General features: G+C 63.1%; 16 protein-coding genes. 8 read left to right on the plus strand and 8 right to left on the minus strand.

The window, feature by feature from the left end; translation table 11 throughout:
* The first annotated feature begins 2 nt into the window (after positions 1-2).
* Positions 3-584: a hypothetical protein gene (locus E6A26_RS00955; protein ID WP_136609308.1), complete on the plus strand. Its 582-nt coding sequence runs from the start codon at positions 3-5 to the stop codon at positions 582-584.
* A 541-nt stretch (positions 585-1,125) separates the two neighbouring features.
* On the plus strand, positions 1,126-1,479 hold the full coding sequence (locus E6A26_RS00960; protein WP_136609309.1) for a hypothetical protein: 354 nt from the start codon (positions 1,126-1,128) through the stop codon (positions 1,477-1,479).
* Between the two features lie 9 nt (positions 1,480-1,488).
* Here the strand turns inward: E6A26_RS00960 and E6A26_RS00965 are convergent, their stop codons facing one another.
* The 3 genes from E6A26_RS00965 to E6A26_RS00970 all read right to left on the minus strand — a co-directional run bounded on the left by E6A26_RS00965 (position 1,489) and on the right by E6A26_RS00970 (position 4,253).
* Positions 1,489-2,040 (minus strand): GNAT family N-acetyltransferase, encoded by a 552-nt coding sequence (locus E6A26_RS00965; protein ID WP_136609310.1) that lies wholly within the window; start codon positions 2,038-2,040, stop codon positions 1,489-1,491.
* A gap of 778 nt (positions 2,041-2,818) precedes the next feature.
* The gene (locus E6A26_RS17530; RefSeq protein ID WP_168928641.1) at positions 2,819-2,986 is read right to left on the minus strand and encodes a hypothetical protein; all 168 of its coding nucleotides are present in this window, start codon (positions 2,984-2,986) and stop codon (positions 2,819-2,821) included.
* An 826-nt stretch (positions 2,987-3,812) separates the two neighbouring features.
* The gene (locus E6A26_RS00970) at positions 3,813-4,253 is read right to left on the minus strand and encodes a VOC family protein (protein ID WP_136609311.1); all 441 of its coding nucleotides are present in this window, start codon (positions 4,251-4,253) and stop codon (positions 3,813-3,815) included.
* Between the two features lie 304 nt (positions 4,254-4,557).
* Between E6A26_RS00970 and E6A26_RS00975 the strand changes: the two genes are divergently transcribed.
* Together E6A26_RS00975 and E6A26_RS00980 are read left to right on the plus strand one after the other, a co-directional pair.
* Entirely contained in the window at positions 4,558-4,788 is a 231-nt protein-coding gene (locus E6A26_RS00975; RefSeq protein ID WP_136609312.1) for a hypothetical protein, read from the plus strand.
* A gap of 213 nt (positions 4,789-5,001) precedes the next feature.
* Positions 5,002-6,630 (plus strand): MDR family MFS transporter, encoded by a 1,629-nt coding sequence (locus E6A26_RS00980; RefSeq protein WP_136609313.1) that lies wholly within the window; start codon positions 5,002-5,004, stop codon positions 6,628-6,630.
* Positions 6,631-6,661: 31 nt separating this feature from the next.
* Here the strand turns inward: E6A26_RS00980 and E6A26_RS00985 are convergent, their stop codons facing one another.
* From E6A26_RS00985 to E6A26_RS01000, 4 genes are all read right to left on the minus strand, one after another.
* Complete coding sequence (locus E6A26_RS00985) at positions 6,662-7,054, minus strand: hypothetical protein (RefSeq protein ID WP_136609314.1); 393 nt, start codon at positions 7,052-7,054, stop codon at positions 6,662-6,664.
* 19 nt (positions 7,055-7,073) lie between these two features.
* A complete protein-coding gene (locus tag E6A26_RS00990; protein ID WP_136609315.1) occupies positions 7,074-7,700 on the minus strand; it encodes a hypothetical protein in 627 nt (208 codons plus the stop codon).
* 703 nt (positions 7,701-8,403) lie between these two features.
* A complete protein-coding gene (locus E6A26_RS00995; RefSeq protein WP_136609316.1) occupies positions 8,404-8,694 on the minus strand; it encodes a hypothetical protein in 291 nt (96 codons plus the stop codon).
* Between the two features lie 4 nt (positions 8,695-8,698).
* Positions 8,699-9,034 carry a hypothetical protein gene (locus E6A26_RS01000; RefSeq protein WP_136609317.1) on the minus strand — a complete coding sequence of 112 codons (336 nt, stop codon included), beginning with the start codon at positions 9,032-9,034 and terminating at the stop codon, positions 8,699-8,701.
* A 368-nt stretch (positions 9,035-9,402) separates the two neighbouring features.
* On the opposite strand from E6A26_RS01000, the gene E6A26_RS01005 reads away from it, so the two are divergent.
* The 3 genes from E6A26_RS01005 to E6A26_RS01015 all read left to right on the plus strand — a co-directional run bounded on the left by E6A26_RS01005 (position 9,403) and on the right by E6A26_RS01015 (position 11,537).
* On the plus strand, positions 9,403-10,116 hold the full coding sequence (locus E6A26_RS01005) for an ASCH domain-containing protein (protein WP_136609318.1): 714 nt from the start codon (positions 9,403-9,405) through the stop codon (positions 10,114-10,116).
* A gap of 144 nt (positions 10,117-10,260) precedes the next feature.
* Positions 10,261-10,719: an AAA family ATPase gene (locus E6A26_RS01010; RefSeq protein WP_136609319.1), complete on the plus strand. Its 459-nt coding sequence runs from the start codon at positions 10,261-10,263 to the stop codon at positions 10,717-10,719.
* Complete coding sequence (locus E6A26_RS01015) at positions 10,716-11,537, plus strand: nuclease-related domain-containing protein (protein ID WP_234864842.1); 822 nt, start codon at positions 10,716-10,718, stop codon at positions 11,535-11,537. Before E6A26_RS01010 ends, E6A26_RS01015 begins: the two co-directional genes overlap by 4 nt.
* A 1-nt stretch (position 11,538) precedes the next feature.
* Here E6A26_RS01015 and E6A26_RS01020 read toward each other — a convergent pair whose 3' ends face one another.
* The gene (locus tag E6A26_RS01020) at positions 11,539-12,036 is read right to left on the minus strand and encodes a GNAT family N-acetyltransferase (RefSeq protein ID WP_168928642.1); all 498 of its coding nucleotides are present in this window, start codon (positions 12,034-12,036) and stop codon (positions 11,539-11,541) included.
* A 51-nt stretch (positions 12,037-12,087) separates the two neighbouring features.
* Between E6A26_RS01020 and E6A26_RS01025 the strand changes: the two genes are divergently transcribed.
* A complete protein-coding gene (locus E6A26_RS01025; RefSeq protein ID WP_136609321.1) occupies positions 12,088-12,612 on the plus strand; it encodes an AAA family ATPase in 525 nt (174 codons plus the stop codon).
* Positions 12,613-12,992: the final 380 nt, after the last annotated feature.

Raw genomic sequence — 12,992 nt, forward strand, 5'->3', positions numbered from 1 at the left:
CCTTGGCCAAGTCGGTGAACGTCAAGGGGGAACGCGTGAATTGGGTTGACATCTTTCAGGTGCTGGGAAGCCTCGCGACGGCCTTGGCCCTCATCTATGTTGCAAAATCGACCGCCCACGCCAAGAAGGCCGCCGAGGCGGCAGAGCAGCAGCTGAGCGTTGAGCGGGCGCGGGACGATGTCCGGCGCCAAGAACGGGCCCGGGCGCAAGCGCATCAGATCAGCATCTGGCCGGCGATTCTGCATCGAGGTGGTGTGGATCGCTGGGGAGTGGCGGTGGCGAACTCGTCGGGTGACCCGATCTACGATCTCGACATCCAGCGGCCGCTGTCCCATTCGCGGAACAACAAGGTCCCGATCCCCCGACTTGACCTCATTATGACCATACTCCCGCCCGGCATCTATTTCTGCGAGCCTGAGACGATTCCCGTGCCTGCGGGGCCGGAGCAGCTCGAACCGATCTTCAAGAACTCCGACTACTGCGCCGAACTGACGTTCCGAGACAGTTCGTCGGCATTGTGGCATCGGGCGCGGGACGGTCAGTTGACCGTCGTTCGCGCCACGCCTGTTCAGTCGGAGAGCTGAGCCCCCAAAGGGTTTCCGTATGACCAACGCCGGCAGCGCCTATTTGGGCCTTGTCATGCGCTATGACGCGCATTACAGTGACTCTGTTGTTGGTGCCAGACGGGGATTATCGGGGGTTCTGGGGCCATCGCTCGCACCTGTGGGGGATTGAATGCGGCTTCTGCTCGCGTGATTTTCTCTTCCCGCTTTCGGGACGTTTGCGATTCCGCTGTGCCCTGTTTTCGGGCGGCGGGATGCTGGTCCCGATACTCAGGGCGACGATTTGACGTCATTCTGAGAAGGGGGATGTGGCGTGAGCAATGAATCGGTATCGGGGTCCAGCGACCCTGCGAATCCTGGGCGGGAAATCCCGCCCGCCGAATACGCTTCAATGATTCATCCGAGCCTGCGTATGCCGGATGAAGGTCCGCTAAAGAACCAGAGTTCTGCCGCGCCGCGGCTGGATCTCAGCCTGCCGAGTCCGGGGCGCGGGGCGTTGCTCGCCCTCCTCGCCATACCGGTGGGAGTTGCCCTCTCGATGGCGCTTTGGAGCGCTGGCTGGATGAGCTCACTCTCGGCGTTCGTCGCGGCCGCCCTGGCTGCCAAGCTCTATGCGCTCGGCGCGGGTCGCGTCACGATCGTTGGTGCGGTGGTCGTCTCCGTGGTGTGCGCCGTGACGGTAGTGTTCGGGTTTGTTGGAGCAATCTGGCTCGAGGCCGCTCAGGCTCTGGGTGGGAACGCGATGGGATGGGCACTCAAGGCCGATCCATGGCGGCTCATGGCGTACACGTACACTCACGATTCGGGCTTCTACGATTCAGTCTTCAAAGCCTTCTGGATGTCGCTCCTCTTCGGGGCGTTGGGGTGCTTCTTCACCCTGCGTCGCTTGTTCCAGGTGGCCAGAGGGATGCGGTAGGTCGAATGATCAGGTGGTTCGGGGTGTGGTCGGTGACCGCACCCCGAACCACTGTTCTGCGCCGTACTCCTCGAACCGTTCCACTTCAGTGAACCCGAGCTTCGCGGCAACCCGCAGCGAGGGGTCATTGGCAGTCTGTGCGCAGAGCACGACCGGCTCGCCAGGGAGCACGCTGGCGAACCAGCGCATCGCCGCCGCGCAGGCTTCGGTGGCATAGCCGCATCCCCAGGCGTGAGGCAGGAACATATATCCGAGCTGGGCTTCATCGGCATCCGGGCGAACGTGACCGGGGTGCTGTGCATCGCGTCGGTCGAACGTCACCATGCCGATCATCGCGCCGCCCAGTTCGACGACGAAGAAGCCCTCGCGCTGACCGGGCGTCGACGGCATTGCACGGTCCAGTTGCTCGCGGGGCTGAGCGCCGCCGATATAGGTACCCACCTCTGGCGAGCTGAAGAGGTCGATCATTCCCGGGCGGTCCTGTGGTTCGGACGCGCGGATCACAAGGCGCTCAGTCTGGATAGGGTTCGGTGGCCACTCGACGGGCCCCAGCGGTTTCATGCGCTCATGCTAGCTGCGTGCATCAACTTTTACCGATGGTCGGGGCGGTGCTGGGTCGCGCATTTGGTCGCACGTGACCAAATGCATTCCTTTCCAGCGGATTTCAGGAAGGCGTCGGCCGCCACGTCGGGGGAATTGGCAGCGAGCCGCTTGGTTCGGTACCCACGGCCCAGGCTATTCCAAATTCGTCGCGACGAATTTGGTTAGTTAGGCTGCCAAGCGGTTCGATGAGGCCGAGGGCCCACGCTTCGCCCGTGGAGCTTGGATCCCCATCGACCGCGTACGGAGGGAAGACGACTCGGTACCCGATGGGTCCAAAATCCCCATTGGTATGTTCGAACACGACGCAGGCGCTGGACGGGGAGTCGGCCCACACTTCGTGGACCAGAACGTCATGACCCTCCCATCCTGCCAGCGTCCGCAGCAGGGCTGTTATGACTTTTGTTGCATCATCCATGGTCTGGCTCCGCTGTTGACGGTCCAAGAATGCTGATACTCGCATTCGGCCATCCGCAGCGGGTACACGGAGGGCCTGTGGCTGTTGAAGGACAAGATCACTGAGATGGCATCTGTTCGGACACTGAATTTCAGATCGTTCCACGGATATAACGCCGCCGAGGAACGACCGCGTGCATGTTCCAGAAAGGAGCGCGCGAACCACGGCGCCAAATCGATTGGTCACGATAGTCAGCTATGGTATCCGCTGGACGGTGGCCCTGGGTTGATGTGGCGATCATTTGTCAGGGAAGACCTACTGGAGGTTTAGCATGCGGATCCTTCACATCTTCAGGGAATACGCAGAGGCTCGCAGTGCGACTTTGCGGCGGCTGCTGTACGGGTACGGCGCGGCGTTGGTCGTCGTCGCGGTGTTGACCGCCTCGATCTTTGCGGCGTGGCCGCTCTGGGTCTTCTGGACTGTCGTTGCGATCGAGGCGGTGGTGGACACGATCCTTGTGCGCAGATGGGTCATTCGCGACGCGTCGGCTCGCGCGGCCAGTCATCAGAGCGAACCGAGGCCGGGCAGCGTCGGGGCGAACCGGTCCGACACCGCATAGGGCCCTCCGCCGCTAGCGAATCCCCGTGTCGCACGAGATATCCGCGCGAACGGCAGTTCCCGATGGCACGGTCACATGAGTCTCTGGGCAGCGCGGCCATCCGTTTGGCGTGACGACGACGAGGACATAGCTCCCGGGGGAGAGAGCCAAGGCGTAGCGCCCGAAGGAATCGCTCGGGGTCGATGCCACTGTGGCGCCGCCCAGATCACGAGCGTCGATGGTTGCCGTAACCGGTCGCGGTGGGCAGGGCTGGTCGGGCCGCTCGACCGGACACGTCGGCCCTGCGGTGACGTAGCCGTAGGCGCCCGCGCCCGGCGGCGGCTCGAGGGGTGGCGTGGTCGCCGGGGTGGGGCTCGGCGTCGTCGTCCGTGATGGCTGCGGAGGGGGCGAGGTGGAGCCGGGTCCAATTGTCCCCGCGCTGACGGTTGCCGTCGCCGTCGCAGACCTCGCCGTCGCGCTGCCGCCGCCCGACGCCCCACTGCCGCCTGCGTCTGTGGAGCCGCCGGCGCACGACGCCAGCAACAGTGCCGCCGCGGTGATCGCTGCACCGAGTGCCGTCCCCGGTCTCATGGCATCAGATGGTTCCACCGCGCGGCACGAGCGTCGAGAGGAGAAAGTCCGACGACGGCGGGGCTCACCGCCCGTGGGCGCCGGCACCATAGCGCTACGCGTGGATGTTCCAGTGCCCCGGCAGCCTGATGTCAGTGGCGGAACGCGTCAACCGATCTGTTCCGCCAGGGCGACGATGATGCCAGCAGGGCCGCGGAGGTAGCAGAGCCGGTAAATGCTCTCGTACTGCGCCACCTCGCCGAGCAGTTCGGCGCCGTGGGCGCGCAGCCGGGAGACGGTGTCGTCGATGTCGTCGACGGCGAACATGACGCGATGCAGGCCCAGCGTGTTGGGCGGCGGGTTCTGCGGCTCGGGGGCGATGGCCAAAGGAGCGTGGTACTTCGACAACTCCAGCCGGCCACGGCCGTCCGGGGTCCGCATCATGGCAATCTCGCTCCGGATCCCGTCGAGCCCAACCGTACGGTCCGCCCAAAGGCCCTCAATCTCGGCCCGCCCCTCCAACTCCATGCCGAGCTCAGTGAAGAACGCAACGGCGGCATCCAGGTCCTCGACGACGATTCCTACGTTGTCCATGCGCTGAATGGTCATGGTTCCGAGCATAGGACGGTGGTGAGCTGGCGGTTCGAATGTTGCCGGAGGAGTGATCCCGCGGATTGTATCTCTGCAGTACCACGGATTTTCAAGATCTGATTGCACGGAACTTTCGAATGCTACTACTGAATTTCAGGGCGTTTCGGTCGCTTTGTCCACTCAGTGTTGACTCGCTCTCGACCGCTCCGATTAGTATGACGCAAAGAGAATGCGATGACGGACTCCAAATGCTTCGCCGCATGACCCTAATCGAAGAACAGAACCGGAATTCAAGGGATCACTTCGGTAACTCATGGCACAGATGACCTACGCACGAGCCCGCCGGATCCGGCGGTGGACAAGCCTCGTCTTCAGCGCCCTCTTGATCACGGTGCTGGTCGCATCGGCGGTCGCTACCGGAAAGGACTTGCCGGTCGGGGCCATCGGTTTAGTCGCCGTCGTCGTCTGGATCGTTGGCTGGGTGGTGTACCTGTACATCATCGCCCGGCGCGAGAAGTCCGACCACCCGATCAGGGATGCGCTGGAGCTCTGAACCGGTCCCAGAGCTCGAGGGCCCGCGAACGCGTTGGTTCCGGAGCGTTTGGGTTCTTTTGATCGGCGCGATCGCCTACATTGCAATGCGCGGCCGACGGCATGCGAGCCACGACGCTCCAACCGCCACCGGCAGAGTCATTCCCTGCCCAAGCCCCCGCGAGTAGCCTGAACAGAGGGCGAACAGACTTCTCGCTGTTTGGAGGTCGAGGCCATGTCAGCCGCTTTCGACGCTGCCGTTCCCGCGCCGCGAACCTACCGCGAGGTCCTCACGGCCATGTCGGGACTCATGCTCGGGATGCTCCTCGCCGCAATGGATCAGACCATCGTGGCCACAGCCCTGCCGACCATTGTCGGCGAGCTCAACGGCCTCCAGGAACTCTCATGGGTCGTGACGGCGTACTTCCTCGCGTCGTCAGTCGTGATGCCGCTGTACGGCAAGCTCGGCGACCTCTACGGCCGCAAGCCGCTGTTCCTCATCGCGATCGTCATCTTCCTCATCGGCTCGGTGGCCGCGGGCCTCTCGCAGAGCATGGCGCAGCTCATCGCGTTCCGGGCCCTGCAGGGCGTGGGCGGCGGCGGGCTCATGGTCGGCGCTCAGGCGACGATCGCGGACATCGTCACGCCCCGCGAACGCGGCCGATACCAGGGCTACATGGGTGCCGTGTTCGGCCTCGCGTCGGTTGCAGGCCCGCTCATTGGCGGCTACCTCACCGACTCCGTCTCGTGGCGATGGATCTTCTACATCAACCTGCCCATCGGCGCCGTCGCCCTCGCCGTCGTCAGTAAAGTGCTCAAGGTGCCACGCCGCGAAGGGGAGCGGCGGATCGACTTTCTGGGCGCCGTCCTGCTCGGCGCGGCCCTGACCTGCATTGTGCTCCTGACTACGTGGGGCGGCACGACCGTCGCCTGGGACTCGCCCACCATCTACGGCCTCGGCGCCGCGGGAGCGGTGCTCCTGGTCGGGTTCGTGTTCGCCGAGCGGGCCGCGACCGTGCCGATCATCCCGCTGCGGTTGTTCCGGTTGCCTGCGTTCGACATCTCCGCAGCCGTCACTTTCATCGTCGGCTTCACGATGTTCGGCGGCATCACGTTCCTGCCCCTGTTCCTGCAGATCGTCTCCGGGGCGAGCGCCACGAATTCGGGGCTGCTGCTCCTCCCGATGATGGCCGGGCTCATCGTGGCGGCCGTGGTTTCGGGTCAGATCATCAGCCGGACCGGGCATTACAAGTGGTCGCCGATTGTCGGTTCGCTCGTGGTGGGGACGGCGTTCTATCTGCTCTCGACCATGGGCGTGGACACGGACCGGCTGACCTCAGGCGTGTACATGGTGATTCTGGGACTGGGAGTCGGGCTGACGATGCAGGTGATGGTCGTCATCGCCCAGAACGCGGCGGCGATCCCGGATGTGGGCACAGCGACGTCGACCGTGACTGTGGCCCGGCTCGTGGGCGGCTCCCTCGGGGTGTCGATATTCGGCTCGATCTTCACGAGCCGGCTCACCGACCAGCTCGCCCAGCACCTCCCGGCGGCGGCCGCGTCCCACCTGCCGAGCACGGACTCGATCACCCCGGCGCTCATCTCGAGGCTGCCGGCGGCGCTGCGGCAGGGATTCGAGCTTGCGTTTTCGAACGCGCTCACTGGAATGTTCGTCTACGCCATCCCGGCGATCGCGCTCGCCTTCGTCCTCGTACTGACGCTGCGCGAGGTCCCCTTGCGCGGATCCGAGGACAAAGAGCGGACGACGGCGGAGGCCGGCCGAGGGGGCGAGCACGGCCGGCATGTGCGAACCGGAGGCGGCCGGAACGGGCGGCGTTCGCGTGAGGATGGGGCGGTTCCCTAAGTCAATCGAAGGGGGCCGCAGCCCGGCGGCATCACGACGATGGCGACGCCGATCCTTGGTCGTCTCGTGAGCCCGAGTAAAACCGGCCGAACCGGTTCAAGAAGAAGAACATGGCAACGAATCCCGCGACACTCAGTAGGGGACCGGCCCAATAGGCTGCCTGCGATCCGCGAAGCAATATGGCAATCGCGCCGCCGGTCATGGCAAGCAGGCCAACCCCAGGTGTGGCCGTCGCAAACGTCCCCTGAATTTTCCGACCGATCTGCCCGTAGTAGGCCGCTTGAACGATGAGGAAGAGGAGGGCCGCCATCACGAAAACGAGCGGCCACGAATCAGGGGCGAGCGTAAAGACGCTCAACGACACTGCGTACACCAGGGAGAGACCCAGCCAATACTGACGTGACGATTTCCTTGATTCCGTCATTGGTCCTTTCCCTCCTCGATCAGCAGCTCATGTTGAAATCGATGACCATGCCTCCTAGCGCAAGCGCTAGGTAGCACCCGGCGGCAGTCCACGGACCAAAGAACCCGAGCGCTTCACACACCAGCGTAGTGTTCGCGTACCACGCCCAGAAGGCCGCCCACGCAGATGGGCACTGCGGCAGCGAGTCTAGCCCCGCAGGCCTGATGGATGTCGTACCAAGACCGCCGCCGATCAGTGGCCGAGGATGGCCCTTGGAGACCTTCGCTGCCGGCTGCCCGTTCGAGTTTTTCACGAACTCGAATTTCAGCATGCCAGCGTAAGTCATTTCGATGAGCCCTTGTAGCGCATCTGTTGGCATAGATGCAGCCACGAATTCTTGCTGCTGTCTGCCGTCGAACCGGGCGTCTGCAAATAGAAAGCGGTTCAGCGCATCTGCATTCTGGAGCATTCTCATCCGCTGGCCGAACCCCACTGGGTCGGTACTCTTGGCGGCCCCAAGTTTCGCGAGGGCCGCTTCGCGCTGTTGCGGGGTTGGCTGCGTGATAGCGATGCCGGAGGCCTGGTCAGCGGTGTGCGGCGGAGCCGCGGATGCTGGCGTCAGTGAAGCCATAAAAAGTGCCAAGGTCGATATTGCCGCAATAATCATGTTCAGAATCGTTTGTCGTAACGTTGTTGAAACCATCGATTACGCACCCCCAGTTACGCCCGGAATGCAAATTCCGGGATTGTGTGGATGGTCCGCCCCGCAATATTACAGGTCGGCTGACGGTTGGATCCTATTTCGTGATGAGGTGCGGCCTGGTATCCGCAGCACGATTCGGTGGCTCTCCTGCCGAATTTAAGTGGTAGTTCTTCCCAATCTGCGTGTTCCGAGATCTGAACCCTCAGTGGTCCGGATGTCGGAACGGCGGCCCCTACGTTTGACCATGACCCCACTGGTGGGGTTGGCTCGGAGCCTCGATTTTCACGAGCCTTGGTTTTGCGAAGATCGATGGCCGTGGCCCGGCAAGGCAACAAAGAGTGGGCACGGCCGCGGTCGATCGCAGTCTCCGGCGTCGCGCGAATGACCGCGCTGCTCGGCCTACGCTCATCGGATCGTCGCCAAGCCGAGGCTCTAGTCGGCGCCGCGTCTCGCGGAGCCCGGGCGAGATCCTCGGCGCGACCGCCTGAGCATCACAATTGCTAGCGTGCTCGCCAACAGCACCAGACTACCGGCGAGCGGATTTGGGCCGATCGACAGAGTTCCGGCGATGAAGAAGCCGATGGCAACGACGAGGCGGAGAACAGTCATGACCTCAGACTCCCCTGCGCGCGTGCCACCGACCGACCACAGCGCACAGGTGCGGGCGTCAGGGTTGCGCTTGCTCGATGTCCTGATCAGCCGAGGCAGGCGCATTCGGTAGGTAATCTCGGAGCCAATGCAGTGCGATACCGATTGCAATCAGAATGGCGCCGAGGGGTGCGAGGCCCAACCTGACCGTACCGAGGATGGACTCCGTCACACCCACGATGGGCACTCCATTTTGAGTCAGTGTTACCGCGATCGCACGCAGAATGGCAGAGCTCGCCGTATCAAGCACGATGCTGGCAACCCACACGAGGATTCCGACGTAGATGAATCGCCTTTTGATCGCCCCCATTGGGCTACTCCGTCCCCTCATTTGTCGATTCAACTGGCCGCTGGAAGGTGCCAAAGCGGTTCAAGAGCGCGAGCATCACGGCGAATCCCAGCACGCTGAGCCCGGTGCCAATCCAGCCCGCAGCCTCGTTTCCGTGGAGTTGGAACGCGGCTAGGCCGAACATGAAGGTGAGCGCGCTGAGCCATCCGGGCATTGAGCGTCCACGGACCCAGGCATCTACTTGTCCGAAGTGCCTCGCCAGCCAGTAGAGCGCGAGTGCGAATACGGGCACGAAGAGCCAAAACCACGCGGGTTCTGCGAAGACTGCCACCTCGAGAGCGAGGCCGAAGATCGCGCTCAAGGCAAGCCAGTATCGGGAGGCTCTTGATGCTCCCCGACTCGGTGGGAAACTCGTCTCGGAATTACTCATTTCAGCTCCTTGGGAATCCCTGTCGCAGCATAGTCGCGTCGCCGCGAATTGGGAACGCCGAAATGCGCCGCCTGGCCAAGGGCAAGAAGATCTCATCTGCGATTTGGAGGCGAAAATATCGATTCCAGTCGACCTCAGTCGTCGGCAGACAAGAATGAAGCGATCGCTCATGCTTCTCGACGGACGATGGAGGCCCGCCAGACCGGCGAGAGCTGTAGGCCTAGCCGGAGGCGGAGGGATCAGGAACATACGCGGGAAGGTGGCGTAACCCTCAGCCGCACCATGCGAGACTCTGGGCCATGGAGCCCCTTCTCTCTGAACGTCGCGTGATCGACGCGGCGGAGGCCATGGCGCGAACACTCGGTGAAGACCCCAACCACACCGTCGCGGCTGCGGCGATGGACACGAGCGGGCGGATCCACACCGCCGTCAACGTCCATCACTTCACCGGCGGCCCGTGCGCCGAACTGGTCGTGCTCGGTGCCGCCGCCGCTGTCAACGCTGGTCCTCTTGTGGCGATCGCCGCAGCGGGTGATGACGGGCGCGGTCTCATCCCGCCCTGCGGCCGATGTCGACAGGTGATCCTCGACCTGCACCCGGACGCGATTGTGGCGGTGCCGACGGCGACGGGCCCCGAGATGCGCCAGATCGTTGAACTTCTACCTGACACTTATTTCTTCCCGGATTCTCGCGCTACCCGCGTGCTGCGCTTCAACAAGCGTTACTACGATGCCGTTGCCAACGGTGAGAAGACCTCGACCGTCCGCTGGGGCGAGCGAGTCGCGGTTGGCCAGGCGATCTTCTACTTCGAGGACGATGAGGAGCACGCCTCGCTGAACGGAGAGATTCGCGCGGTGAACCGCTTCCGCCTCGATGAGCTCACTGCAGAACGCCTTCGGCTCCCGGATGGCGGCTCGACGGAGGGATACCTTGATGCACTCCGTCAGCACTACCCACAGATGCCTCACGACGCCGCGGTGGATGTCGTCGACTTCAGCCTGCTGAGCTCTTGAACCCGTAGTCCGACGAAGTCCAGCATTTATCGGACGGTTAGGCGCCTCCACTATCGTTGGCGGTGTTCACCGGCGGCTAGCGGGAGCTGGTCGCGTTCCAATTTCACGCAGACGCGGTGGGGGTTGATGGCAACGCTTCATCTGATGGTGGGACTGCCCGGCAGCGGCAAGACCACCTTGGCTCGGGAGCTCGAAGTCGAGCTCTCCGCCCTACGCCTCACCGTTGATGAATGGCACATCCGGTTGTTCGGAGCTGACGTGCATGATGAAAGCGACGAGGCGGATTGGTTAGCACATAACACTCGGCACTCCACGATCGAGCGTCTCCTATGGGAAACGACGTCAAGGGTTCTCTCCCTCGGTGTGGACGTGATCCTGGACTTCGGGTTCTGGGCCAGGAGCGAGCGGAACGAGTTTCGAGCCAAGGCTCAGAACCTCGGTGCGGGATTCAAGGTTCACTTCGCCGACGTCTCCGAAGAATGCCTCCGCGAACGCATCAGAGCCAGGAATGCCCAGCTTCCGGCGGGCACCTTTCATATCCCGGAGGCCAAACTCGAGGAGTGGATAATCCAGTTCGAACCACCGTCGCCAGACGAGCTATGAAGAAGATGAGGCTCCGGTACGCCGGGACGTGCCGGGTGTGCGCTAAGTCGCTTCCGGCTCGGGCGGAAGCGATCTACGACAGCGAGACGAGGACCGTTATCTGCCTGGAGTGCGCCAATGAGGTCGGTGAGCCTCCCGCTGCGGATCTAGAGTCTCTTTCCGACGTGACCTCGCTTGCAGAGTCTGGTGTTGCCGGCTTATCGGCCCGGCGTGAATACGACCGCCGCAAGGCGAAAGACGAGCAGAGGCTCCGTGAGAAATGGGGCCGCTTCGGAGGCATCGCCGTCGCCCTTTCTGAGGAGCGACAGAGCACCAAAGCCTGGGAACGGGGTGCGATTGGCGAGGAACGCCTCGGGGCTCGCCTTGACTCCTTGGCTGACCATGGAATCGCAGTCCTCCACGATCGGCGAATCCCCGGCTCGCAAGCCAACATCGACCACATCGTGATAACTCCCAGCGCAATATGGGTGATCGACGCAAAGCGCTACAAGGGGCGGCCCGAGTTGAAGATCGAGGGCGGGATCCTCCGGCCGCGCGCCGAGAAGCTTCTCGTCGGTCGGCGTGACTGCACAAAGCTCGTCGATGGGGTGCTCAAGCAAGTCGACGTGCTGCGCAGACTCGTCCCTGGCCCTCGCGTCGTTGGGGCTCTCTGTTTTGTGGAGGCGGATTGGCCTCTGATCGGGGGCATGTTCACGACTCGCGAGATACCCGTGCTGTCTCCGCGAAGGCTGGTCAAACAGCTTCTGCAGGAAGCCGCTGGTGATGTTGACGTCGCCGCGATCCGCGGGGCGGTGGCCTCACGATTCAAGCCCGCCTGAGTCAGTCCCGGCGACCGATCGGCTTGGTCATCGCAAGCTCACGCCGCGCGTCGTTTGATCGGAGCCGTTGTGCGTCCGCGTCGAATGCGAAACCCAGCTTTTCGTAGAATCCGATCGCCGAGGTGTTGTCGGACATCACCGAAAGTCGGACGGAGCTTGCGCCGCCATTCCCGGCCCATGACTCCACTGCGGCGATCAGCTTGCGGGCAATACCTTTGCCTCTAGCCTCGGGGGCGACCCACATCGCGACGATGGTTATCGACGAGGGGCTGTCGCCGGGTATGCCACTTGCCGTGCCCACAGGTCGTCCGTCAAGCATGGCAATCAGATTGAGCACATTCTGTTTCTCAAGCAGCGACCGCCACCGTTGTTCCGTGTCGCCCTTGCCTGACCATTGGGCGAGCGTGGAGGTGAATGCTTGGGGATCTTCGCCCAGGGCGCGCCTGCGCACGAGGCGATACAGCTGCCAGTCATCAGGGGACACATGCCGGAGTTCCACATCTCCAGTCTGGCCTCTGGCCGGACGGACGTTGGCACTAGAGTCCGTTCCATGATCGTTTGGCTCAACGGCACCCATGGAGCGGGAAAGACGACGACGAGCGAGCTGGTGCAGCGATTGCTGCCCGACTCGCGCGTCCTCGACGCTGAGAAGGTCGGCGAGGTGCTCATGGACATCAAGCCGGGGCTTCCAGCGACGGACAACTTCCAGCACTGGGAGCCGTGGCGACCGCTTGTTGTCGAAACCGCCCGGCGCGTGATCGAGTACACCGGCGGTACGCTGGTGATGCCAATGACTGTCTTGGTCGAGAGCTACTGGCGCGAGATCAGCGAAGGTCTCGCCGAGCACGGCATCCCGATTCAGCATTTCGTGCTGCACGCAGACCAGGCCACGCTCCGTGACCGCATCCAGAACGACAAGGTCCTCGGTCCCTCAACGTTCCGCTTCGCGTACCTGGAGCCATACGCCGAGGCGGCTCGCACCTGGCTGCACGATGAGGCAGAGGTCGTCGACACCACGCACATCACAGCGGACCAGGCGGCAAGGCAGATCGCAGATTCGGTGCTTGGTCGCTAGGAGGGCGGGTGTCGCGGGGCTCAGGCGCTCCGAAGACGCGCCGCGAGTGCCCAACTTTCAACGGACGAGAAGCCCGTGATTCCGCCGAAGTCGGGGCGACACGCCTATGAAGTGCCTAACTTTGCTTCTTGCCCCATAAATCTTCACTTGACATCCGCCGATCTCGCGGATTGGATGAGAGGGCGGACTGCAGCCGGCAGGGTTTGAGGGCCTGTCCGCGCGCTTCAAGCAGACTGACGCTGAAGTTTCCCGTTTGTCGCGACCAGCCCGATCGGCTACCAAACCTCTAGGGAATTCTCCGTGAATCGCAATTCGACGATCTGGCTTCTGATCGCACTTATCCTTGGCTCCTACTCCATCTACGTTTTTTCCTCTGGTCA

It is taken from the genome of Sinomonas albida, from assembly GCF_004919045.1.
Lineage (GTDB): Bacteria > Actinomycetota > Actinomycetes > Actinomycetales > Micrococcaceae > Sinomonas > Sinomonas albida.